The sequence below is a fragment of the Bradyrhizobium sp. CCGUVB1N3 genome (genome assembly GCF_024199925.1).
Taxonomy (GTDB): domain Bacteria; phylum Pseudomonadota; class Alphaproteobacteria; order Rhizobiales; family Xanthobacteraceae; genus Bradyrhizobium.
Map to the genome: position 1 here is coordinate 5,592,065 of NZ_JANADR010000001.1, position 23,750 is coordinate 5,615,814.

General features: G+C 62.7%; 17 protein-coding genes, 2 tRNA genes and 1 pseudogene. 6 read left to right on the plus strand and 14 right to left on the minus strand.

All coding sequences use genetic code 11. The features are described from left to right. Positions 1 to 57 precede the first annotated feature (57 nt). The 4 genes from NLM33_RS26680 to NLM33_RS26695 all read left to right on the plus strand — a co-directional run bounded on the left by NLM33_RS26680 (position 58) and on the right by NLM33_RS26695 (position 3,569). Positions 58 to 1,158, plus strand: a complete 1,101-nt coding sequence (locus NLM33_RS26680; RefSeq protein WP_254100341.1) for a LuxR C-terminal-related transcriptional regulator — start codon at positions 58 to 60, stop codon at positions 1,156 to 1,158. 13 nt (positions 1,159 to 1,171) lie between these two features. After that, complete coding sequence (locus tag NLM33_RS26685) at positions 1,172 to 1,549, plus strand: hypothetical protein (RefSeq protein ID WP_254100342.1); 378 nt, start codon at positions 1,172 to 1,174, stop codon at positions 1,547 to 1,549. A gap of 207 nt (positions 1,550 to 1,756) precedes the next feature. Further along, the gene (locus tag NLM33_RS26690) at positions 1,757 to 2,125 is read left to right on the plus strand and encodes a hypothetical protein (RefSeq protein ID WP_254100344.1); all 369 of its coding nucleotides are present in this window, start codon (positions 1,757 to 1,759) and stop codon (positions 2,123 to 2,125) included. Positions 2,126 to 2,579: 454 nt separating this feature from the next. Further along, the gene (locus tag NLM33_RS26695) at positions 2,580 to 3,569 is read left to right on the plus strand and encodes a helix-turn-helix domain-containing protein (protein WP_254100346.1); all 990 of its coding nucleotides are present in this window, start codon (positions 2,580 to 2,582) and stop codon (positions 3,567 to 3,569) included. Positions 3,570 to 3,774: 205 nt separating this feature from the next. Here the strand turns inward: NLM33_RS26695 and NLM33_RS26700 are convergent, their stop codons facing one another. Together NLM33_RS26700 and NLM33_RS49720 are read right to left on the minus strand one after the other, a co-directional pair. Then, entirely contained in the window at positions 3,775 to 3,945 is a 171-nt protein-coding gene (locus NLM33_RS26700) for a hypothetical protein (RefSeq protein ID WP_254100348.1), read from the minus strand. A 157-nt stretch (positions 3,946 to 4,102) separates the two neighbouring features. After that, positions 4,103 to 4,855 carry an outer membrane protein gene (locus tag NLM33_RS49720; protein WP_371929991.1) on the minus strand — a complete coding sequence of 251 codons (753 nt, stop codon included), beginning with the start codon at positions 4,853 to 4,855 and terminating at the stop codon, positions 4,103 to 4,105. Between NLM33_RS49720 and NLM33_RS26705 the strand changes: the two genes are divergently transcribed. Then, positions 4,815 to 5,944 (plus strand): IS3 family transposase gene (locus NLM33_RS26705; RefSeq protein WP_254095161.1). Its coding sequence is split into 2 segments (ribosomal slippage): positions 4,815 to 5,067 and positions 5,067 to 5,944, totalling 1,131 coding nucleotides; the frame shifts between segments, so codons are not numbered across the junction. The two genes, NLM33_RS49720 and NLM33_RS26705, sit on opposite strands and share 41 nt — an antisense overlap. A gap of 36 nt (positions 5,945 to 5,980) precedes the next feature. On the opposite strand, the gene NLM33_RS26710 is transcribed toward NLM33_RS26705, so the two are convergent. The 9 genes and pseudogenes from NLM33_RS26710 to NLM33_RS26750 form a co-directional block, all read right to left on the minus strand. Continuing rightward, entirely contained in the window at positions 5,981 to 6,289 is a 309-nt protein-coding gene (locus NLM33_RS26710; protein ID WP_254100350.1) for a hypothetical protein, read from the minus strand. A gap of 260 nt (positions 6,290 to 6,549) precedes the next feature. Next, complete coding sequence (locus NLM33_RS26715) at positions 6,550 to 9,012, minus strand: autotransporter domain-containing protein (RefSeq protein ID WP_254100352.1); 2,463 nt, start codon at positions 9,010 to 9,012, stop codon at positions 6,550 to 6,552. 346 nt (positions 9,013 to 9,358) lie between these two features. Beyond that, complete coding sequence (locus NLM33_RS26720; protein ID WP_254105890.1) at positions 9,359 to 10,726, minus strand: autotransporter outer membrane beta-barrel domain-containing protein; 1,368 nt, start codon at positions 10,724 to 10,726, stop codon at positions 9,359 to 9,361. Between the two features lie 36 nt (positions 10,727 to 10,762). Continuing rightward, positions 10,763 to 11,833 (minus strand): hypothetical protein, encoded by a 1,071-nt coding sequence (locus NLM33_RS26725; RefSeq protein WP_254100354.1) that lies wholly within the window; start codon positions 11,831 to 11,833, stop codon positions 10,763 to 10,765. 544 nt (positions 11,834 to 12,377) lie between these two features. Continuing rightward, positions 12,378 to 13,532, minus strand: a pseudogene (locus tag NLM33_RS49725) (autotransporter outer membrane beta-barrel domain-containing protein); the annotation flags it as partial. Positions 13,533 to 18,349: 4,817 nt separating this feature from the next. Beyond that, positions 18,350 to 18,422 (minus strand) — tRNA-Phe (locus NLM33_RS26735). A 52-nt stretch (positions 18,423 to 18,474) separates the two neighbouring features. Next, positions 18,475 to 19,314 (minus strand): bifunctional allantoicase/(S)-ureidoglycine aminohydrolase, encoded by an 840-nt coding sequence (locus NLM33_RS26740; RefSeq protein ID WP_254100356.1) that lies wholly within the window; start codon positions 19,312 to 19,314, stop codon positions 18,475 to 18,477. Positions 19,315 to 19,370: 56 nt separating this feature from the next. Continuing rightward, a complete protein-coding gene (locus NLM33_RS26745) occupies positions 19,371 to 19,880 on the minus strand; it encodes an ureidoglycolate lyase (protein WP_254100358.1) in 510 nt (169 codons plus the stop codon). A 23-nt stretch (positions 19,881 to 19,903) separates the two neighbouring features. Then, entirely contained in the window at positions 19,904 to 21,238 is a 1,335-nt protein-coding gene (locus NLM33_RS26750) for a C4-dicarboxylate transporter DctA (protein ID WP_254105891.1), read from the minus strand. A 220-nt stretch (positions 21,239 to 21,458) separates the two neighbouring features. Between NLM33_RS26750 and NLM33_RS26755 the strand changes: the two genes are divergently transcribed. Beyond that, the gene (locus tag NLM33_RS26755) at positions 21,459 to 22,358 is read left to right on the plus strand and encodes a LysR substrate-binding domain-containing protein (protein ID WP_254100360.1); all 900 of its coding nucleotides are present in this window, start codon (positions 21,459 to 21,461) and stop codon (positions 22,356 to 22,358) included. Between the two features lie 53 nt (positions 22,359 to 22,411). Here the strand turns inward: NLM33_RS26755 and NLM33_RS26760 are convergent. The 3 genes from NLM33_RS26760 to NLM33_RS26770 all read right to left on the minus strand — a co-directional run bounded on the left by NLM33_RS26760 (position 22,412) and on the right by NLM33_RS26770 (position 23,643). After that, positions 22,412 to 22,487: transfer RNA gene (locus NLM33_RS26760), tRNA-Phe, on the minus strand. Between the two features lie 186 nt (positions 22,488 to 22,673). Then, on the minus strand, positions 22,674 to 22,856 hold the full coding sequence (yacG, locus tag NLM33_RS26765) for a DNA gyrase inhibitor YacG (protein WP_254100362.1): 183 nt from the start codon (positions 22,854 to 22,856) through the stop codon (positions 22,674 to 22,676). Positions 22,857 to 23,013: 157 nt separating this feature from the next. Further along, on the minus strand, positions 23,014 to 23,643 hold the full coding sequence (locus tag NLM33_RS26770; protein WP_254100364.1) for a Maf-like protein: 630 nt from the start codon (positions 23,641 to 23,643) through the stop codon (positions 23,014 to 23,016). Positions 23,644 to 23,750: the final 107 nt, after the last annotated feature.

Consider the following 23,750-nt stretch of genomic DNA (forward strand, 5'->3'; position numbering starts at 1 on the left):
AGGCGAGGCATGCCGAGAGAAAACAGGCTAGCGAATGATGGGGCTGCGATTTCCGCGGTGATCGACCGGTTCTATAACGCTGCGCTCAATCCGGAGATGTGGCCGTCGGCCTTCGATGCCTACGCTAGGGTCACAGGCGGTGTTGGTGCTGCATTGTTCTCGCCGGACAGCCCTGACCTCGACATGGCTTATGCCAGCGCGGCGCTGACAAATGCTGTATCGCAATACGGGCTTGGTTGGCACGCGATCTGCCCGCGCACTCAAGTCGGGATGAGTCCCGCCATGAGCGATCGGATTTGGAGCGACGAGGAGATCTTCTCCGAAGAGCAAGTGAGACGATCTCAATTCCACCAGGAATTCTTGCAAGGCTACGGCTTTGGATCGCATCTCTCACTAACGAGCTTGCAAATTGTCCCCGGCAGCACTTTCTTCCTGGCGAGCCAACGATCGATCTCAGCCGGAGCCGCCTCGGCAGAAGAGCGACATGCAGCGAATGTTTTGTCCTCGCACGCAGTGCGAGCGCTGCAAGTCTATCGCGGTCTGGTCCGGCCCTCGGTATCGCGCGATCTGCTTGCAGATGTCCTCGCTCATTTGCCGAGCGGCGTCATTGTGACTGATCCGGATGGCAGGGTCGTCTTCATGAATCGAAGCGCTGAGGCGTTGAAGGGAGATGGTCTGCGCGTCGATCGCGGCCAATTGCTGGCCTCCATGCCCCGCGATCAGGCGAAGCTTCCGCGCCTGATCAAGGCGACGCTCACGCCTGGCGCCAGTCCAGCGGATGCGCGGCCCATCGGACTGCAGCGTCCTAGCCTCAAGAAGCCCCTTCTTCTCAGAGCTATCCCGATACGAGCACGCTCGGATCAGCCGCTTCCGCGTATCCTGCGCGGTCTGGATCTCGTGCTGATCACGATTTCTGATCCGGAAGGCGCGCGTCCGGAAATCCCGCTTGAGGCGCTTGAGGCGTTTGGATTGACCCCAAGCGAGGCCGCCGTCGCGGCGATGCTCGGTACTGGCTGCTCGCCGGGTGAGATTGCGGAAGCGCGCAAGATCTCCGTGTCGACAGTGCGCACGCACATCCGGCGCATCTACGGCAAACTGCAGGTCACGCGCCAGGGTGAACTCGCGAAGATTGTGTCGGCGCTCAAGCCGCCCATCTGAGTTCGAACGTCTGGTGCAGACGAGGAACAACGGCAAGCACGCTATCTTGCCGGTGGCCATGCCGGCAGAAAGACGGTGGGACGAGTATCGGCTTGGCGTTCTGAAAAACGGTGAGCCCAAGCGGGTGGCGAGTTGCGCCACCGGTTATACAAAGACGTGCGAGCAATGCGCCGAGCCTGACGACAACGCCGAAACCAAGGCCGTGGCTCACTCGAACACGAATCCGGAGCCGTCTAACGCGTTGTCGACGCCGCACGCGAGCGGTCTATGGAAATACGATCCGGATATTGAGCCAGGGATGACCGATCAGCCGTGGCCAAATGATTGCTTGTTTGCTTCGACTTATCCGCCGCCGCAAGTCAGCCGCACCAATTCGTCTGGCCAAGAGTGAGGCTCAATAGACCGCTTGGGGTCATTCGTGTCGATATTCTGCGCGGAAAGGACGCCAGAAGGTCGCTAATTCGCACTCTTTCGTAAATTGGTGCGCCATTCTCTTATACCATTGAAATATCTATATAATTTCAACCCATTGTCTTTGGAGAGATCTGCGACGGCTCGTTAAGCTCCGGCGAGGAGCGCTCGGTTCGAGACGTCAAAGATGCTCTCGCAGCATGCCGTTTCCGGATCGTGCTCAAAAGAGCCGATAGTGGCATTGAAAGAACTGAAACAGATCGATGACCTCAGCGGCATGGTGTTGATTGAGGTCGGCGATCAAGGCGTTGATCTCGTTGGCGCCAGCGAACTCGGCACTATAAGTACCATCGTTGTTTTTTTCGATGCGGCCGGCGCCCGGCAACGATCGCACGAAAGCGAGCGAGCGCGCCTCGTCTCTGGTTGTTGGCTTGAACTTGATCTTCGCGCTGTTGCAGGGCGGATTGTTGGCGATCGCCGGATTGGCCGAAAGTTGCGAAGACCAGGCGCATGCGAGCAAGAGGCAGAGCAAACCCCACGCACCCGACCGAAATGAGGTCCCTGGCCGTGCTTGCGCAAGATCGCCGCCGATAGACGTGTCCATTCTGTTCTTGTCCCTGCAATTCCTGGCCTGCCGCCAAAGGCTTTACCGCCATGCTTGGTCGCAAGTCGCCCTTTTCGGGTTCGAACACGGACGAGGGCGGCGCGCAGGATGGGTTGAGCTCTCGCGAAACCCATCGTTCCTCGGAACGATATCCCGACCAAGCATCGTCGTAACTTCGTCCGCGAAGCATGATGCTCACACCGCTTGGACACTGCTGGCGAGAACGTCGCACGCTAGCGGCTGATCAATTCGGCATTCTTAGGTGGCATTTCGCGGATTTGCCAATGATAGGTTTCGCAACGGCTCTGGATGATAATTGACTCGGTCAAAACGGAATAGATCGGTAGTTTGAACCGCCTGTTGCATTCGGGCGACACAGGCAAGCCCCCACGAAAAGGACGTCTTAGTGACCTCGCCTTCGATCGATTTTGCGCCCATCCGCTTCTCCACCGACGATTTATCCCAGCACGATCGGTTGGCGCACTGGCGCGAGGTGAGTGGACGGACAATCATGAAAATGGACATGGAGCCGTTGGGCGACGAACCTTTTCGCTGTTCGGCAGCCTTGCGCATGCTGCCCGGCCTTGCGATCGCGGCGCTCAAGAGCACACCGAACCGCCTGACGCGCACGCGCGGGTTGGTGGCCGACGGCAATGATGATCTCGTTCTCGCCATTCCAACTCATGGCGCCACAATGATATCGGCGCATAGCCGCGAAGCGACACTTCAGCGTGGTGACGCGACGCTTTTTTCAAGCGCCGATCCAAGCTCGAGCATCATCCCCATGACCTCGAGTTTTCTTAGCCTGGCAATTCCGGTCGCGAGACTGGCGCCACTGATCTCCAACCTGGATGCGGCGCTGGGGTCGGCGATTCCCGCGAACGTCGAGGCCCTCCGTCTTCTGGTCGGCTATCTCGAATCGCTGCAGGCGGATATGGCGTTATCTTCTCCGGAGCTGAGCCGGCTCGTGGTGAAGCAGGTTTACGATCTCGTAGCGCTGGCAATCGGCCCGACGCGTGATGCCGCGGAAATAGCTGGAGGGCGCGGCGTCCGGGCCGCGCGGCTGCGAGCCATCCAATCCGACATCGCAACGAATGCCGCTACGCAAAGTTTTTCGATCGAGGGCCTCGCCGCGCGTCATCGCATTTCGCCGCGATATATCCGACGGTTGTTCGAAGGCACCGGCACAACGGTCATTGAATTCGTGGTGGCCCAACGCCTCGCGCACGCGCACCGCATGCTGAGCGACGCGCAATACGACGAACGCACCATCAGTTCGATTGCCTTCGATGCTGGATTCAGCGACTTGTCCTATTTTAACCGGTGCTTTCGCCAACGGTACGGTGCCACCCCGTCAGACATTCGCGCCGGTGTGCGACCAACTGACATGACATGATCATAGGACGGACCGGCACTTCGTTGCACGGAAGCTCTCGGCCAACAGGTCAAGGCCAGCGTCGTTGAACGGTATCCATTTCACAACAGCGCATGCGGCCTGATGGTAGCAAGCGATGTTCCGGCCGCTATCGGCGCGGCGAGCTGGCGGCACGACAGCAAGACTCGATCGGGGGCTGGACCGACCGAGTCTTTCGCCGCCGTCCTCACCAGCTCGCCTTCGGCGCCCCCATGCCGGAATAGCTCTGGCCGAGGTTGGAGAATCCGCCCGACGCGCGCGCCGACACTTCCCACGTGCGATTGAGCGCGAGGCGTGAGCCGAGATCGAGCCGCGCGGCATCACTGAGGCAGTGTTGAATTTCGAACGACCCTCGCATTCCATTGCGGCTGCGCCAGACGCCGCGTGACTGTTCGGAAACCTGCTGCGGCGGAAAAGCATCTGGGCGATGGCGACGGGTTACGGAAAAAACGTGACCATGAAGAAAAACCCAGATGATGCCGGAGCTTGATAGGCATCAAATCAGTACCGAGCAACTATCGGCCACCAAACTTATAGGCAAGCCCAATCGTGACAGCGGATGTCCGCAGTCTCGTGGTCGCGAAAACTTCGTCGGTGTTCGTATTCAGAAAGTAAGAGCTTTTGAAAGTTCCCAAATCCGAATAGCGATACTCCGCGCGGGCGAGCCAATTGCCTGTCACCACTCCTTCCACGCCGCCACCAACGGTCCATCCCTGAAATATCTTTGAGCTACTCTCCGTCCGGTTTGCCCAGCACCAGCGGGAATTGGGAGGGGGGCAAACCAAGGTATTTTTCTCTTCCTGAAAGGCGAAACCGCCAGTGCCGTAAATCAAGATAGTGGGGGTCGCCAAGAAGCCTACTCGCCCACGTATGCTTCCGTTCCAGCGTTGTTCCACCGTGGTCATATCTCCCAACGGAGTACTGCTGCCGAGAGGACCATATACGGTGCCGGGAATATAATTCAGCGATCTTTTGGAATTGAAACCCGTTCCTAGATCGCCTTCGACACCGACAACCACGCTCGAAAGTTGGACGTTATAGCCGCCGTAGCTTGCGAAACGTAACGTGTTTGAATCGAGGGTTGCCGTCGGCCCCCCTAGCCCCAAACGATGAGCCGCCGCGGGCGTGCGAGCAGGATTAGAGCTGGCTCCGCAAATTCGGACAGTAGCTTGAGTGGATTTTCTGCCTGAGAGCGGCGAGGCTTCTTGCCGCGAATCAGGAGCGAAGATGACGAAGAGGAGTCGCCGGACGCATTCTCCGGCATTCAAGGCAAAGGTGGCTTTGGCGGCCGTGAAGGGGGAGAAGACGTTGGCCGAGCTGGCGCAATTGTTTGATGTCCATCCGAACCAGATCACGACCTGGAAGACCCAACTCCTGGAAGGCGCCGCCGGAGTGTTTGGGCAGGACAACGGACCGGCCGAGGCGCCGGTCGATTTGAAGGCGTTACATGCCAAGATCGGCGAGCTTGCGTTGGAGAACGATTTTTTGTCCGGCGCGCTCACCAAGGCGGGCCTGCTGAGCGCAAAGCGATGATCGACCGCGACCATGATCTGTCTGTCGTGCGCCAGGCGAAGGTCCTGAACCTTGCCCGCAGTACGGTTTACTATGAACCTCGGCCGGTTTCGGCCGAGGACCTTGTCTTGATGCGCCGGCTCGATGAGCTGCACCTCGATTATCCCTTCGCAGGGGCGCGCATGCTGCGATCGCTGTTGCAGCGTGAGGGCATGCAGATTGGCCGCCGCCACGTCGCGACGCTGATGAAGCGCATGGGGATCGAGGCGATCTATCGCCGTCCGAACACGAGCAAGCCCGCACCGGGCCACAAGATCTACCCGTACCTATTGCGCGGATTGAAGATCGAGCGGCCGAACCAGGTCTGGGCAATGGACATCAGCTACATTCCGATGCGACGTGGATTCGTCTACCTCGCGGCGGTCGTCGATGTGTTCAGCCGACGGGTGTTGGTCCATCGCGTATCGATCACGATGGAGACGATATTCTGCGTCGAAGCGCTCCAGGAGGCGTTGGCGAAGCACGGCAGGCCCGAGATCTTCAACACGGATCAGGGTAGCCAGTTCACCAGCCTCGACTTCACCGGCGTGCTGCTGGACGCGAACATCGCCATCAGCATGGACGGCAAGGGTGCCTGGCGCGACAACGTGTTCGTCGAGCGGCTGTGGCGCACTGTCAAATACGAGGAAGTCTATCTGCGTGCTTACGACAGCGTGCTCGAGGCGCGAGCATCGATTTCCAAATATCTGGCGTTCTACAACCGAGGACGTCCTCACTCGAGCCTTGACGAACGCACGCCCGACGAGGCTTACTTCGGCGCGCAAACGATGGTGACGGCCGCATGATCGTCGCCAACGATTTTGCTGCGGCTCTGGTCGGGCTTACGCCCTCCCGACGCCACAGCAAAATCGTAAAGCCCCGCCTTCAGCATAACCCGGCAGGAATCCACTTAATTTTCGCGGGGCGCTGTCCAAACAACCGGGGCCAGCTCTATTTCCGATTTCGGTCGTTTCCCAATCGGTCTGGTCCCGTTGCCAGCCCAATCCCGCTCCCAAATAAAATCCTGTCCAGTTGTAAGCTGGATCAATAATCGCCGGTGCCCTGGTGTAGGTCCGCGTCGGGAGATCGGCGGCGGTTGCCGGTGCGCTCAGCGCAGCAATTGCACCCAAGGTGAGCAACAGTTTCTTCATACCAAATCCTTCAGCTAAGTTTAAAGAGAAGACCCAAGCCCGTTGACCTCTGTCTAACAGGCCATTCCCATATCTCGCCGGAAGTCTCGCGATCGAAGCAGCCGTCGCTTGCAAACTGGCCTGACAAGACGCAACTGTCTCGGTCCGGCCGGAACGGGGCATCGGCTCATACCGCACAGCAGCGGTTTCTCGGCTGGTCGTGGCCCTTGCGCCACCATTGCCGGGCGGCATTGTCTGGCGATGCCTTGACGGGTTCTTCCTCACCAGCTCACCTTCAGCGATCCCGTGCCGGCATAGCTCTGACCGAGCCTTGAGAATTCGCCGGTGAAACGCGCGGACAGCTCCGACCAGCTGTTCAGGGCGAGGCGCGAGCCCAACTCGACCCGTGCGGCGTCGGAGGCCGCGCGCGCGCCTTCGACGGTGAACGCGGGAACCGGCAACGCGATCATCGTCGCCGTGACGTCGCGGGTCGGCGAGAACTCGTGCACCCAGGCAACGTTGGCGAACGGCATCCACATCATGCCGTTGCCGACGTTGAACCGGCCGTCGAACTTGGTGCCGACGAAGACCGGCAGCGAGGAGACGTTGTGCGCAGCGTAGCTCAAGCCCAGCACGCCGGGTCCTGTGCCCGCGACGCTGGTCTCGGTGTAACCGGCCTGCCAGAGACGCGCGGCCTGCACGGCGGCGAACGGCGTCACTGAGACGGCAGCGAAGTCGTAGCTGCGGCCGACCTCGAGCCGCCCGCCGAGCTGGTCGCTGCCGAACGATCCCTTGGCGATCTCGTCAGCGCCGATGCCGGTGATGGTGCGCGTGGTGGAGTTGTTGAAATGGCTGTAGGCGAGCTGCGCCGAAACGTAAGTCGCGCCGAACTTCTGCATCGCATAGGCGCCGACATGCGCGCCGTCGACCCGGCCCGAGGTGGCGCGATCGTCGACATTGAAGCTCGCGCTGGAGCCGCCGACGGCGAGGCCGACGAGCAGGTCGGGACCAAAGAGATGATCGACGCCGGCCGATCCGCCCGCGATGCGATCGTTGAAGCTCGCGCTGCCGGTGGTCGCGTTGCCGTTCAGCGACTGCCCAGCGCCGAAGCCTGCGGCCCAGGCATTCCATTGCGGCTGCACCAGCGGCGGTGCCTTCAGCGCGTTGAACGCCGAGGTGACGGGGCGTTCCGAGGCGTAGCCAAGCGCACCCGCGCCCGCGGCGCCGCGGTGCCCCGTGCGCCACGCGTCCATCTGGCCGTCCATGGTCTGGCCAAACAGGGAGCCTGCGGCAAAGGCGGTGTTTTGCGTGCCGCTGGTGCCCTCGCCCGAGAGCTGGTCGAGCACGCGCACGGAGCCTGCCTGCAATAACTGCGTAAAGAACGTCGCAGCGCTACCGGTCAGCGCGGTCGAATAACCGGCTTCGAGCGCGTTGCCGACCGCGCGCTGGTTCTGGGTCTCGCCTGCAACTGCACCGAAGCTTTGGCGCGTCAGGGTCACGTCGACGGAAGCGGCGTTATAGGTCGCGGTCGCGTTGAAGAAGGCCGACGACGAGGTGACGGTGGCGAACTGACCGACGACGGACGTGCTGCCCGCGGGGATCAACAAGCCACTCGCGAGGACATTCGTGTAGGTGGTCGACGACTGATAGAGCCCCGGCTGCAGCGCGACGCGCAAGGTGCCGTCAAGGTTGGCCTGACCGTTCACCCACATGCCGTCGTGGAGCCCAGCCGCGTCGACGCGCAGCGCGAGCGTGCCCTGCGCCGTCTGAGTAAAGGTGCCCCCGAAGTTCAGATTATTCGCCGCAAGCGCCGTTCCCGGATCGGTGATCGTGATCAACCCGGCATTGGTCAGGCTATTGCTGACGCCAAGAACATAAATCCTGCCGTCCAACGTACCGTTGTTGGTGATCGTGGTGCCGCCCGTGCCGTAGGAGAACAGCGAGGCGCCGTCGACGCCGCCTTTGATCGTGCCATTGTTGGTGATTGTATCGTTTATGCTTACGATAGTGACCGCCATGCCGACGGCGCCGGTCGCGCTGATGGTGCCGGCGTTGGTCACGGTGCTGCCGTCGCCAAACATGACGACGCCGGTGCCTTGAAAACCAGCCGCCGTGATCGTGCCGGTGTTGCCGAGCGTACTGCTGTAGTCCAGGATCACGCCCGCACCGCCGGTACCGGCGCTGCCGCCGACGGTGATGCTGCCGGAATTCTGGATGGTGTTGCCGTTGCCGTTGCCCCAGATGCCGTACGAGTTCGCGCCGGTCAGGGTGATGGTACCGGAATTTATAACCGTGCTGCCGGTGTTGAGAATAGAAATACCGTTGCCAGACGCCGCCGTCCCGCTGATCGAGCCGCTGTTGGACACCGTGTTGTTGCCCAGCACGATCACGCCCCTGGAATGGGAGCCGATCGAAATCGTGCCCGCGTTGGTGAAGACGTTGCTGCTCCCCCCAAACATGGCATAGCTATTGTCGCCGACCGAGATGGCGCCATTGTTGACCGCGGTGTTGCCGTCGCCGAGACTGACGGCATTCTGGCCTGCGCCGACCGTGATCGAGGCGCCCGACTGCACCGTCAGCGCCAGATTGTTTTCGACACCGGTGCCGAAGCCGGTGTTGGTTGCCCCGCTGCAGGTCACGGTGCTGCCCGACTGCACGCAGGCGGCAGCGGCCTGGCCGGAGGGGATCATGACCGCCGCAAGCAATGAGAGCGGGAACGAGGCGGTGAGTGTCAGCGGTCGCATGCGAAGAGCCGATTGGGGCAGGTGCATCGCCTTCATCCGCCTAACGTCACGTCTCGTTTTCATCATTGATTCCCAAATCTTGTCTTTGCCCGTCTTGCGGCCAAAGCAGCCCTCGCGTGCAAATTGACCGGGCCAAGCACGGCCGTCTTGGTCGTTCCGGCACCGGCGAACGGCCTAAACGGCACCCGCGCCGGTTTCCCATGCGCCTGTGGCAGCTACGCCACCACCCGACGAGCAGCACCGCGCCTTCCGCCGGCATTTCGGCAGCCGCCCCTCGGACTTTCGCGAAGCGGCGAAATGCGTTTGGCGTGAGCAGCCGGGCTGAGGCCGCTTAAGGCCAATCCTCCTACCAGCTCACCTTCAGCGATCCCGTGCCGGCGTAGCTCTGGCTGACTTTCGAGAATTCGCCGGTGAAGCGCGCGGACAGCTCCGACCAACTGTTCAGGGCGAGGCGCGAGCCGACCTCGACCCGGCCGGCGTCGGACGCGGCGCGCGCGCCTTCGACGGTGAATGCGGGAACCGGCATCGTGATCAACGTCGCTGTGACGTCGCGGGTCGGCGAGAATTCGTGCACCCAGGCGAGGTTGGCGAACGGCATCCACATCATGCCGTTGCCGACATTGAACCGGCCGTCGAACTTGGTGCCGAGGAAGACCGGCAGCGAGGAGACGTTGTGCGACGCGTAGCTCAAGCCCAGCACGCCGGGTCCGGCTCCGGCGACGCTGGTCTCGGTATAGCCCGCCTGCCACAGCCGCGCGGCCTGGAGCGCCGCGAACGGCGTCACCGCGACGGTGCCGAAGTCATAGCTGCGACCGATCTCGAGGCGCCCGCCAAACTGGTCGCTGCCGAACGATCCCTTGGCGATCTCGTCAGCGCCGATGCCGGTGATGGAGCGCGTGGTGGAGTTGTTGAAATGGCTGTAGGCGAGCTGCGCCGAAACGTAAGTCGCGCCGAACTTCTGCATCGCATAGGCGCCGACATGCGCGCCGTCGACCCGGCCCGAGGTGGCGCGATCGTCGACATTGAAGCTCGCGCTGGAGCCGCCGACGGCGAGGCCGACGAGCAGGTCGGGACCAAAGAGATGATCGACGCCGGCCGATCCGCCCGCGATGCGATCGTTGAAGCTCGCGCTGCCGGTGGTCGCGTTGCCGCTCAGCGACTGCCCGGCGCCGAAGCCTGCGGCCCAGGCATTCGATTGCGGCTGCACCAGCGGCGGCGCCTTGAGCGCGTTGAAGGCCGAGGTGACGGGGCGTTCCGAGGCGTAGCCGAGCGCACCCGCGCCCGGCACCTCGCCACGGTGACCCGCGCGCCACGCATCCATCTGGCCGTCCATGGTCTGGCCGAACAGCGCACCCGCGTTGAACGCGGTGTTCTGCGTTCCGCTGGTGCCCTCGCCCGAGAGCTGGTCGAGCACGCGCACCGAGCCTGCCTGCAATAGCTGCGTAAAGAACGTCGCAGCGCTACCGGTCAGTGCGGTCGAATAACCGGCTTCGAGCGCGTTGCCGACCGCGCGCTGGTTGGCGGTCTCGCCCGCGACCGCGCCGAAGCTTTGGCGCGTCAGGGTCACGTCGACCGAAGCGGCGTTATAGGTCGCGGCCGCGTTGAAGAAAGCCGACGACGAGGTGACGCTCGCGAACTGACCATTGATGGAGGCGCCGCTCACCAGGACGTCCTTGTAGGTCGTCGTCGTCCCGTACAGCCCGGGCTGCAGCACCGTGCGCAAAGTGCCGTTGAGGTTGGCTTGGTCTACCTACAGACCGTCATAATTGCCGGTATTGTCGACGCGCAGAGCCAGCGTGCCCTGCGCCGTCTGGGTGAACATGCCGCCGAAGCTCAGATTGTACGCCGAAAGCGCCGTCCCCGGATCGGTGATTGTGATCAACCCGGCATTGGTCAGGCTGTTGCCGGTACCAGCGAGGAACATCCGCCCGTCCAACGTACCGTTGTTGGTGATCGTGGTGCCGGTTGTGGCGAGGTAGGAGCCCAGCGAGGCGCCGCCCTTGATCATGCCATTATTGATGATTGTAGTATTGTTGCCGACGATACTGATCGCCTGGGACGCGCTGATGGTGCCGGCGTTGGTCATGGTGTTGCCGTCACCCCAGATGAGGACACCCCCGCCCAAGGCGCCGACTGCCGTGATCGTGCCGGTGTTGGTAAAGTTGTTGCTAGCGTCCAGGTAGACGCCGACGCCACCGCTCGCACCTGTGCCGCCGCCGACCGTAATGGTGCCGGAATTCGAGATGGTGCTGCCTGTCACGTCGGCGGCGATGCCATAAGATCCCGTGCCGGTCAGGGTGATCGTGCCGGAATTGGTCACCGTGCCGCCGCTGCCGTGCGCAACAATCCCACGGACATGCTGCGCCGCCGAACTGATGGTCCCGGTATTGGAGAGAGCGTTGTTGATGCCGACTGTGTACAGGCCGATGGCGCTGTCGCCGAGCGTCATCGTGCCGGCATTGGTAAAGACGTTACTGTCGATTCCCCGCATGCCGACACTGCTGTCGCCGACATCAATGGCGCCATTGTTGACCGCGGTGTTGCCGGCACCGAGATTGATCGCCGTCTGAGCCGTGCCGACCGTGATCGAGGCCCCCGGCTGCACCGTCAGCGCCAGATTGTTTTCGACACCGGTGCCGAAACCAGTGTTGGTCGCGCCGCTGCAGGTCACCGTGCTGCCGGACTGCACGCAAGCCGCGACCGCCGGCCCTGACGGCATCGCGACCAAGGCGGCCATCGACAACACAAGCGGCATGGCACGCGTCAGGGACTGACCGGCCTCCATTTTGGCGGAGAAAAGTGTTGAATCGGCCGCCTTCACCCGCGCCGTGCCGCTCTTCGATTTCATCAGTGATTCCCAAAGTCTTGCGGCCAAAGCAGCCCTCGCAGGCAAATTGACCGGGCAAAGCATGGCCGTCTTGGTCGTTCCGGCACTGGCCATTGGCCTAAACGGCACTCGCGCCGGTTTCCCATGCGCCTGTGGCAGCTACGCCACCACCCGACGAGCAGCCCTTGTCCGGCACGTGGTAGGGCCAGTCGCAAGGCGCACACACAAACGGGCCAGCTAATATGTGTTTATCGTCTCATGCAGTCTGAAACGCGCGAGCGCGGCTGCAATGGATCGCGTGAATTGTGAAAGGTGGGAATCGAACCACGGACAAATCAGATGGGTAGGACGCCAGTTCAATTTTCGTCGCTACCCAGATTCCTACCCTTGTGAGAATCGCTAGCGGTTACTCACCGCGTTCCTTAGCGCTTCATGTGGCGTCAGATCGGGAATCGAACCACCTGAGATTGCAGTATAATCTCGTTATGCGCCCCATGGGCTATTCATGCGCAGGTCGGCGATGCAATTCGAGCACCCGCTACCATGCATATCGCACTATTCCTTTTCCGGCGTAGCTTCGGGTGACGTTGGAGAACTCGCCTTCGAAGGTCGCAGCGGCTGACCAGCCGTTGGTCCACTTCAGTTCGGCGGACGCCGTGGTCAGCGCCGAGTCGGACGCTTGCGCCGCGCCGTTCACGACGAAGCTTGCGCCGGGCAATGCCTGGAAGGTCGCGGAGACGGCGCGGTCGGGATTGAAATCATGCGCCCACGCGGCCCGACCGCGCAGTGTCAGGATCGCATCGCCGATCGCAAATGACTTGTCGCCGCGCAAACCGAGCTCGCTGCGGCTGTCGGTGACATCCCTCGCGCCATAGGCGAGCGCGAAGGTATTGGCGCCGGAGAGAACGCCTTCCGCATAGGCGGGCAGACCGAAGGTCGTGAACTGTGCGGCGGCATAGGGCGTGAGGCCGATGCCGCCCATCCATGGCGCGACAAAGCGAGTGCCGCCTTCGAGGCGGCCCGAGAAGGCATTGGCGTTGAACGCCGCATGCAGGCGATCGATGCCGGCCACGGTCACGGTACGGTCGGTGGTGACGGACTGCCAGCCATAGGCCAACGCCGCGGTGATGTAGGCGGCGCCGACGGTGTGGCGCAAATAGGCGCCGGCCTGGAACAGGTCGGAACGTCCGCTGCCCAATCCATTGACGACAAAATTAGTGCCGCCGCCGGCCAGCGCGAAACCGGCCAGCGTATAGGGCGAGATGCGATAGTCGGCACCGACGGCGGTGCCGTAGATGCGGCTGGTGGCCGTGTTTGATCCGGCGGTGACGCTGCCATCGGTGGTCTGCGCGCCGCCATAACCTGCCGCCCAAACGCTCCAGCGCTGCGCGAAGGCTGGCGCCGGTGCCTTTTGATAGATCGCGGCGTAAGCCTCGCGCTCGGCGCCGGTCTTCACTGAAACTGTCGCGCTGTCGTCAGTGAATTGCGATGCTCCGTTCGAGGACGAAACCGGATCGCCACGTTCGCTCATGAAGGGATCGGTCATCACGCCCATGAACTGGGTCATCGCGTTGAAGGTGGCCTGCTGTGAGCCCGTGGCGGATTGCCCGGACGCTTGCGTCAGACCCCCTGCGGACAGCGCGCTGTACACCATCGGAATGCCGCCGGTGCTGTTGAAGTAGTTGGTGAGCGCGTTGCCGACGTTCTGCGCATTGCCGTTGAGGCCGGTCGGGATGGCGAAGTTCAGCAGCAGGTTGAGATAGGCGTGGGTCGAATCGTAGCTCAGCGTTGCGTGGAAGTTCGTCGGCAGGTTGGTATTCGCGACCGAATTGAACGTGCCGCTGACGCCGCCCGCGGCGGTCAGGATGGTGTACTGCTTCGCAACATAACTGCCGCTGGCATAAACCGCATTCAGCGTGGCATTGCCGAGCGTCGCCGTGCCTGACACGCTGGCGAACGAGGCGGTCGAAGGATTGATCTGCACCAGATAGATCGCGCCGGAAGCGAGGGCCAAGCTCCCGGTCACCGTGGTCGAGGTGCCTGCCACGCCGGTGCCGGGCGCAAAGGTGCCACCGCTGGCGACCGAGAGGTTTGCCACGGTGCCGTTGCCGGTCAGCGCGCCACCCGTGATCGTGACCTGGCCATTGATCGTACCGGTGTTGTTGGTGACCCCGGCGGTATTGGTGAGGCCTCCGCTCAGCGTTCCCGCATTGTTGGTCGTGCCACTGTTGGTCAGGAGACCCGATACCGTTGCGCCGGCGCTGTTGTTGAACGTGCCGGCGTTGTTGACAGTGCCGGTCCAGGTCAGATTGTTGGTGATGGTCCCGGCGTTGGAAACGACATTGCCGATCCAAATGGAATTGTTGGTGATGCTGCCGGTGTTGGTGGCAACGTTGGCGGCATAAGTGCCGCCGTTGCTCACGCTGCCCGCATTGTTGAGATCGTCGGTCACGCTGCCACCGGCGGCGACCGTGATCGTGCCGCCAGCGCTGTTGGTGATGCCGCCGACGACAGCGGTCAATTGCCCGCCATTGGCAACGGTGATGACGCCGCTGTTGGTCAGTAACCCCTGGAGCGTGTAGTTGCCGGCAGTGCCAATCGCCAATGTCGCGCCGTTGGCATTGGCGAAGGTCGAATCGCTGGTCACGGTGCTACCGACATTGAACGTGCCGCCGGCATTGTTGGCGATCGCGCCATTGATGGCACCGCCATTGGCGTTGACGGTCGCACTGTTGGTGAGGCCGCCTGTGATGGTGCCTGACGTCGTCAGCGTGCCGCCGGTCACCGTGGCGCCGCCGTTGAGCTGGCCAGCGTTAGTCGTCGTGCCCGCGGTGTTGGTCAGCAGGCCGGATACCGTGCCGCCAGCGTTGTTGTTGAACGTTGCCGCATTGTTGACCACGCCGGTGATGGTCGCGTTGTTGTCGACGGTGCCGGTGCCGGAAATCGCCACCGTTCCGGCAATCAGGTTGTTGTTGACGATTGAGCCGCCCGTCGCTGTCGCGCCGCCGTTGAGCTGGCCGGCGTTGGTCGTCGTGCCCGCGCTGTTGGTCAACAGGCCCGACACTGTTGCGCCGGCGCCGTTGTTGAACGTGCCGGCGTTGTTGACAGTGCCGGTCCAGGTCAGATTGTTGGTGATGGTCCCGGCGTTGGAAACGACATTGCCGGTCCAAATGGAATTGTTGGTGATGCTGCCGGTGTTGGTGGCGACGTTGGCGGCATAAGTGCCGCCGTTGCTCACGCTGCCCGCATTGTTGAGATCGTCGGTCACGCTGCCACCGGCGGCGACCGTGATCGATCCGCCTGCGTTGTTGGTGATGCCGCCGACGACAGCGGTCAATTGCCCGCCATTGGCAACGGTGATGACGCCGCTGTTGGTCAGTAACCCCTGGAGCGTGTAGTTGCCGGCAGTGCCAATCGCCAATGTCGCGCCGTTGGCATTGGCGAAGGTCGAATCGCTCGTGACAGTGCCGCCGACATTGAATATGCCGCCGGCATTATTCGCGATCGGGCCGTTGATGGCGCCGCCATTGGCATTGACGGTCGCGCTGTTGGTGAGGCCGCCTGTGATGGTGCCTGATGTCGTCAGCGTGCCGCCGGTCACGGTGGCGCCGCCGTTGAGCTGGCCGCTGTTGGTCGTCGTCCCCGCGGTGTTGGTCAGCAGGCCGGATACCATGCCGCCGGCGTTGTTGTTGTTGAACGTCGCCGCATTGTTGACCACGCCGGTGATGGCCCCGTTATTGTCGACGCTGCCGGTGCCGGAAATCGCCACCGTTCCCACAATCAGATTGTTGTTGACGACCGAGCCGCCGGTCACTGTCGCGCCGCCATTGAGCTGACCGGCGTTGGTCGTCGTGCCCGCGGTATTGGTCAGCAAGCCGGATACCGTGCCGCCGGCGTTGTTGTGGAACGTCGCCGCATTGTTGACCACGCCGGTGATGGTCGCGTTATTGTCGACGGTGCCGGTGCCGGAGATGTCGACGGTGCCGGCAATCAGGTTGTTGTTGACGACCGAGCCGCCGGTGATGGTGGCGCCGCCGTTGAGCTGGCCGTTGTTAGTCGTCGTTCCCGCGGTGTTGGTCAGCAGGCCGGATACTGTGCCACCCGCGTTGTTGTTGAACGTCGCCGCATTGTTGACCACGCCGGTGATGGTCGCGTTATTGTCGACGGTGCCGGTGCCGGAGATGTCGACGGGACCGGCAATCAGGTTGTTGTTGACGACCGAGCCGCCGGTCACTGTCGCGCCGCCGTTGAGCTGGCCGGCGTTGGACGCCGTGCCAGCGGTGTTGGTGAACAGGCCCGATACCGTGCCGGTACTCTGGTTGACGAAGGTGCCGGCATTCGAAATCGTGCCGGTCCAGGTGCCGGCGTTGCTTAGCAAGCCGCTGTCGTTGGTCGCATTTCCGATCCAGACGCCATTGTTGTAAATGGCGCCGCCAGCGCCGTTGCTGGCGATGTCGCCGGTCCATACTCCCGTCGAGGTGTTGGTGATGGTGCCGGTGTTGGTATTGACCCTGGCGTTGTAGGCGCCGCTGTTGGTGACGGTGCCGGTGTTGTCGAGATCGTCATTGACGGTGCCGCCCTGCGCCACGGTGATGACGCCGCTGTTGGTGATACCGGTCGTGGCCGTCAGCGTGCTGGTGCCGTCGACGCCGATGGTGCCGGAATTGTTGATCGTGGTGGCGGTTGCGGTGGCGCCCGTCAGGTTCAGCGTTCCCGACGTCACCGTCCAGGCCTGGGTGGTGGCACTCGAGGCGTTCGACAGCGTCCAGGTGCTGGATCCTGATTTGTTGAACTGCGTGAAATTCTGATATTGCGAGCCGAGTTGCGACAGGTCGAACGAACTGTCGGTGGTGCCGCCGAGCACCAGCGCGCTGGTGCCGTTGCCGACGACGTTGCCGCTGATGCTGGAGCCAGCCCGCAGCTCGAGGCTGTTGGTGCCGCCCGTGAAGTAGATTGCGGTGCTGCCGGAAATGGCTCCCGCATTGATGATCGTCAGGTTTTGTCCGACGATGCCATAGCCCGTGGCCCCTCTCGCTCCGACGTTGGAATAGCCGGCGGCGTCGCCGCCCAGCCCGCCGCTCCCCGCCGAAATCGTGCCGTTGTTGGTGATTGCGGCCCCGTTGGCGTTGGTCACCGTGATGCCGTTGCCGCCGTTGCCGCCGGCGCCGGCAGCGCCGGTATAGCTGCCGCCGGTGACTCCAATACCGCCGACACCGCCATCACCGCCCTGTACGGTGACACCACCATTCACGGTGAGAGCGACACCGGTGTTAGCGCCGTTCACAACGATTCCGCTGCCGCCGCCGCCACCACCACCGCCGCCGCCGATGGACGACGGAAAGGAGAAGTTGATGATGCCCGAGCCGCCGGTGCCGCCGTTGCCGCCTGTTGCTCCGACGCTGATCGTCGTCGTGCCGGTGGCACTGACCGTGGTGCCGGCGCCGCCAGCGCCGCCGCCGCCGCCGCCCGCTCCCTGAGAGGAGGCGCTGCCACCGCCGCCGCCGTTGTCGGACCCACCGCCGCCGCCGCCATTGCCGTTCCCGCCGGTCCCTCCGCTGCCACCGCCACCGCCCGTTGAAGTCCCGTCGCCGGCGAGACCCGCAGCCCCGCCGCCACCCGGGGTGCTGCGGTTCGGTGCGTTACCGCCGTTGCCGCCGTTTTGCCCGATCGACTGGGCGTAGGAAGGTGCCGGTGCCGCCAGAATGATGATGGATGCGACGCCGGCCATCCAGCCGAGCCGGCTCTGGTGGCCGGTCGGCTGAATTGGCGTCAATGGAGCCGGCGAACGCCGATCGAAACCTGTTCCGGTTGAAATGATACGCACCGTAAGACCGCCTGATCCGTTCCCGGAGATGCCGGGCTTTCTGCCGGTCGACATCGCCTTTGCAATTGAATCTTGCCGGCGGAGATGTGAGTCGCCGGCCAATGGTCGGCAGTTAGCCACCCACGGGGCGTCGGTGTCCTGAAAGGGGGACGGTTACTTTCTGAAGCTTTTCTGATATTTGCGTTTCAGCCCGCTTCTATTGCCGAAATTTCGGATATTGCCTGGGCAGCGCGAGCCTTGAGCTTCGATCGATGGAACGGGATCGCGCTGTATCATGTCGGCCTTGCGCAAATTAGAACGGGTCGCTTCGAGGATGCGCTGGCGCCCCTCAAGCAAGCGGACCGCTTTGACACGCCGCAGGTCTTGCTCCTTGGCATGGGGATGATCGGCGCAGGCTGGGCCAATCTGCCGATGGGCCGCGCCGGGGGCGCTGTGCCCTGGCTGCTGAAGTCGTCAGCCAGCGGTCGCACATATATGCCGCTGGCGGCGGCCTATCAGCAAATGGGACGAATCGACCACACCAGAGCGACGATAGAAAAGAGCCCTCGAATTACGGCCCGGCTCGACCATGCGCAACGTGCCACCACCAACTGCAACAAACGCCAGCTAAGCGAAGATGTCCGCTCTGCGGCTGCATCTGGAGAAGCGGGGGTTCGCAGTTTTGTTACGGACGATGGGAAATTTAGTGCCCAGGGGCGGAATCGAACCACCGACACTGCGATTTTCAGTCGCATGCTCTACCAACTGCGCCACCTGGGCGTGCTCCAAGAGAGGCCAAAGCCCATCGAGCGGGCGGCCAACGCACGCAAGATTAAATCAGCGGCGCGCCCTGCCGCAGATTCATGTGCCGATTGACGTCCTTGTAAAGAAGATAGCGGAACCGGCCGGGGCCTCCTGCGTAGCAGGCCTGCGGGCAAAACGCGCGCAGCCACATATAGTCTCCGGCCTCCACTTCCACCCAATCGCGATTGAGGCGGTAAACCGCCTTGCCTTCGAGCACATACAGCCCGTGTTCCATGACGTGCGTCTCGGTAAAGGGGATCGTCGCCCCCGGCTCGAACGTCACGATGTTGATGTGCATGTCATGCCGCATGTCGGCCGGATCAATGAAGCGCGTTGTGGCCCACCTCCCCTCCGTGTTCGGCATCGGCACCGGTGCGATCGAGTCTTCGTTGGTCACGATCGCCTCGGGCTCGGCCAACCCCGGCACGCGCTGGTACAGCTTGCGGATCCAGTGAAGCTGGGCCGGGCCCGGACCGCAATTGCGCAGGCTCCAGTCGCAACCAGGCGGCACATAGGCGAAGCCGCCGGCCCTCAGCTCTTTTTCCCTGCCTGCCAGTTTGAGGATGACCTGGCCGCCCGCGACGAACAGAGCCCCCTCGGCGTCCTTGTTTGGCTCGGGGATGTCACTCCCTCCAGCCGGCGCGATCTCCATCAGATAATGGGAGAACGTCTCGGCGAAGCCCGAGAGCGGCCGCGCCAGGACCCAGACACGCGTGTTGTCCCAATGCGGCAGATGACTGACGACGATATCGCGTTGCACGCCGCTCGGAATAACGGCGTATGCGTTCGTAAAGACCGCACGGCCGCTCAGAAGATCCGTCTGCGGCGGCAGACCGCCCTGCGGTACGTGATACGTTCGCGACGACATCTTTGGGCCTCGTGAAAATAACCGGTGCGGCGGGGCAACTTGCGTTGGCGCACCGACTAAGCTCCGGAATTGTAATCAGGCATCAGATCGAGCCGCATTGTCTCGTCCAGCCAATATTCTTCGAGATTGTTCCCACCGCCCTTTCGGTCGACCACAAGGAACGGACTTGCGTCCTTGAGAACGAGGAGCGGGTGGTGCCAGCAGTCTCTCGCATAGTTCACGCCCTGATGCCCCGTCGCCGCGAATGCCCGATAACTCGCGGCATTGCGGGGGTCGGTGCAAACGACGGCCAGCCAATCCACGCCGCCGAGCGGCATGAACATCTGGCTTCCAAGCGGATGGCGCTCCATCAGGCGAATTTCAATCGGCGCAGGGCGCAGCGAAGCGACAAACCAGCTGATGTTGACCTGTCCGCCTTCCGCGGCGACGTCGATATTGGCGAGGTCGTTGAAACGCCTGGCATAGCCCTGGTTGATCGACAGGGGGATCGCCCCTTCCGTTTCGATGACTTGGCCGAACGGCGCGAATGCCTGCTTCGTCAGGGGCTCAATCGAAAGTATCGCCATCGCCACCTCAAAAGTTTCGGCGTTCAAAGCGTCTGCAGGCCCGCGACGGGAGCATTCACGCCCGCCGGTTCGGCCTGCAAAGCCTCGCCTGACGGATCGATCTCACCGTTCAGGATGCGACGCGCCTTGGCGCGATCGAGGTCGCCTTCCCATGAGGCGACAACGACCGTCGCAACGCAGTTTCCGACATAATTGCCGAGCGCGCGAGCAATGCCGATGAACCAGTCCACCGACAAGATCAGCACCAACCCGATCGCCGGGATGGCCGGAATCGCTGATAGCGTCGCGGCGAGGACGACAATGGCCGAGCCCGGAACGCCATGAGCCCCCTTGGAGGTGAGCAACGCGACGCCGAGGATCGCAAGAAGATCGCCTATGGCAAGCGGAGTGTTGGTTGCCTGCGCGATAAAGACCGCCGCCAGTGTCAGATAGATCGAGAACGCATCCAGGTTGAACGAGTACCCGGTCGGGATGACGAGGCCGACGGTCGATCGCTTGATCCCGAGCAGTTCGAGCTTGCGCATGGTCTGCGGAAGCACGCTGTCGCCCGCGGCCGTGCCGAGAACGATCATCAGCTCTTCGCGCAGATAGGCGAGCAGCTTGAACAGGCTGAAGCCGGACAGCCGCATGATCGTTCCGAGAACGATCACCACGAAGAGGATCACTGCCAGATAGAACAAGCCGACGAGGCCACCGAGCTGCTTGAGCGAACCAATGCCGTACTTCCCGACGGTGAATGCGATCGCACCGAAGACCCCGATCGGAGCGAGCCGGACGACGAAGTTCATCATCTTGAAGATGATCTCGTTCACGCGTTCGATGAAATCGACGACCGGCCTTGCGCGCTCACCGCACAATGACACCGCACAACCAAACATGATCGAGACGATCAGGACCTGCAGGACGTCGCCGGAGCTGAAAGCGCCGACGATCGTCGAGGGAATGAGCTTCATCAGGAATTCGGAAACGCCACCGCCGGCGACCTGAGCCGCGGTCTGGCTGAACCCGCTCAGCGCCTTGGCGTCCAGCGTGCTGGGATCGATGTTCATTCCGGCGCCCGGCTGAAAATAATAGGCAAGCGCAATGCCGAACATCAAGGCGATGGTGGTAACGACCTCGAAATAGAGCAGCGCGCGAATGCCGACCCTTCCCACCTTCGAAAGGTCTCCGGCCGCTGAAATTCCCTGCACCACGACGCAGAACACGATGACGGGCACCAGCATCTTGATGAGTTTGATGAAGCCGTCGCCCAGTGGCTTCATCTGCAATGCCGTGTCCGGATAGGCCATACCGAGAGCAATGCCGAGCGCGAGTGCGACGACGACTTGGAAGAAGAGTGACTTGAAGATTCTGGGCATGAAAAACTTGGGCATGGCTTTCCTCGCTCGCTGGGCTTCCCGTTTGTCTGGCTTGGTGGGCTTGAGCCTCTGCCATTCTTGTCATTGGCGGCGACGTGACGCTGCTGCGTACGGAGCCATACGCCGCTTGCAGGGCGGACGAACGCTCAATCGGTCATTCGTTGACCAGGCCCGGCACCAAGTCCAATATATAGAACGACACGATTGATAGGTTTTCGCTATGGATCTTCGCCAGGTCAGGTACTTCATTGCGGTGGCCGAAGAGCGCAGCTTCACCCTCGCTGCTCGGCGGCTGAACATCTCGCAGCCGCCACTCAGCCAACACATCCAGGCCCTCGAGGCCGAACTCGGCACCCAGTTGCTCTACAGGACGAGCCGCAAGGTCGAGCTGACGCAGGCCGGTGAAGCAATGCTGTTGCGAGGGCGCGCCATCCTGCAACAGGTCAAATCCGCGGAGGACGAGGTGCGCTCGATCGGCGCCGGCCTGATCGGAACGCTGGATCTTGGGGCAACCGGCTCCATCCTGCGTGGCCGTCTTGCGGAGCTGCTGGCGGCCTATCGGGAGGTCGCGCCATTGGTCAGGATGACGGTGCATGAGCAGGCGCCGGCGCTGCAGATCGCGGCCCTTCTCAACCGGACGACCAATATCTCGCTCATTCGCGGTATTCCCGGCGAACGCGACCTAACCAGCAAGCTGGCATGGCGGGAAGAGGTCGTTCTCGCAGTTCCCCGCACCCATCGGCTGGCGAAACGCAAGCGCGTCGCCCTCGGCGAACTGGCGTCGGAAGATCACGTCATTCTGGATCCCGACAGCTCCGATTTCGCGCGCTATGTGCAGACGTGTTGTGTCGATGCCGGCTTCCTGCCGAAAGTTTCGCAGCAAGTCGTCGACGCTCAGTCGATCCCGAGCCTGATTGCGGCGGGCTTCGGTGTCGCGCTCGTACCGCAGTCGATTGCGCGTTTCACGACAGCCGATATCGCGTTTCGTCCGATCAGGCCCTCACCGCCTGCAGCCGACGTGTTTCTGGTGTTCAGGGCGGACGAGACGTCGATGGTGGTGCACAATTTCATCAAGCTCGCCCTCCGATATTTGAGCCACCGGAAGAGGCTGGGCCAATGAATAAGCTTTTGAATTTGCTAATTGCTTTGGGTATCAGGCTCTCAGAGGAGCCGTGGTGCCCAGGGGCGGAATCGAACCACCGACACTGCGATTTTCAGTCGCATGCTCTACCAACTGAGCTACCTGGGCGTGCTCCAAGAGAGGGGCCAAGGCCCATCGAGCGGGCGGTTTATAGTGGGCTGAAGGCGGCCTGTCCACCCACGCTTCGCCTTTGGCTTCGCCGGGCGCGGCCCGGCTGTGTACAAGGTTGGGCGGCGCGGGGATGGAGCCGCTAGTCGCCTCGCTCACGCCGTATAACCGTATGATAATACTGTATTATTCGACATCGTCGGTTCCGTCGTCGCGGCCGGGGATGACGTAGGAGCCCTTGAGCCAGCGGTTGAGGTCGACGTCGCGGCAGCGCGAGGAGCAGAACGGGCGGGTGGCCTGGGACTGCGGCTTGCCGCAGATCGGGCAGGTCTTGAGCGGGGGAAGCGGCTTTTTGACTTGGTCGTCCATGGGGTGAGCCTACACGAAGTCCGGGGATAGGAGGGCGTGGGCGGTGGGGTTCCTGGACGGGCGCAGCGGGACTCGCGGCACCCCCGCGCAAGGGGGCCCCGCCAGCCAGGCCGTTCTACTTTGCATGGGGTTGTTTTCGAGGTTTTGTGGGAAGGCGTCAGACGCCGACGGCGTTGAGCCAGCCGAAGCGGATGGGGAAGCCTTCGCCGCCCAGCAGCGTGGTGGTCTCGTAGAGCGGCAGGCCGACCACGTTGGTGTAGGAGCCAACCATCTTGACCACGAAGGAACCGGCGATGCCCTGCACGGCGTAGCCGCCGGCTTTGCCGCGCCATTCGCCGGAGCCGATATAGGCCTGGATGTCATCCTCGGAGAGGCGCTTGAAACGGACGCGGGTCTCGACCAGGCGCTGGCGGAAGGCCTCGCGCGGGGTGACCAGGGTGATCGCGGTATAGACGCGGTGGTTGCGGCCCGACAGGAGCCGCAGGCACTGCGCGGCCTCATCGACCAGATGGGCCTTGGGCAGGATGCGGCGGCCGACCGCGACCACGGTGTCGGCGGAGAGGATGAAGGCCCCGCGCAGCTCGTCGTCGAGCTGTACCGATTTGAGCGCCGCATCGGCTTTTGCCCGGGCGAGGCGATTGGCGCAGGCGCGCGGCAGCTCGCCCCGCTTCGGCGTCTCGTCGACATCGGCCGGCCGCAAGGCATCAGGCTCGATGCCGGCCTGATTGAGCAGCGACAGGCGCCGTGGCGAACCGGAGGCAAGAACGAATTTGGGGCGGCCGAGCATCAGTTGTTTTGGGGGACGAAGCAGCGGGTGAATTGCGCGCGGAACCTATCGGAAGGGGGCCGGTTTCACAACCCGGGAACCCGGACTTAAGCGATTCGACCGGACTT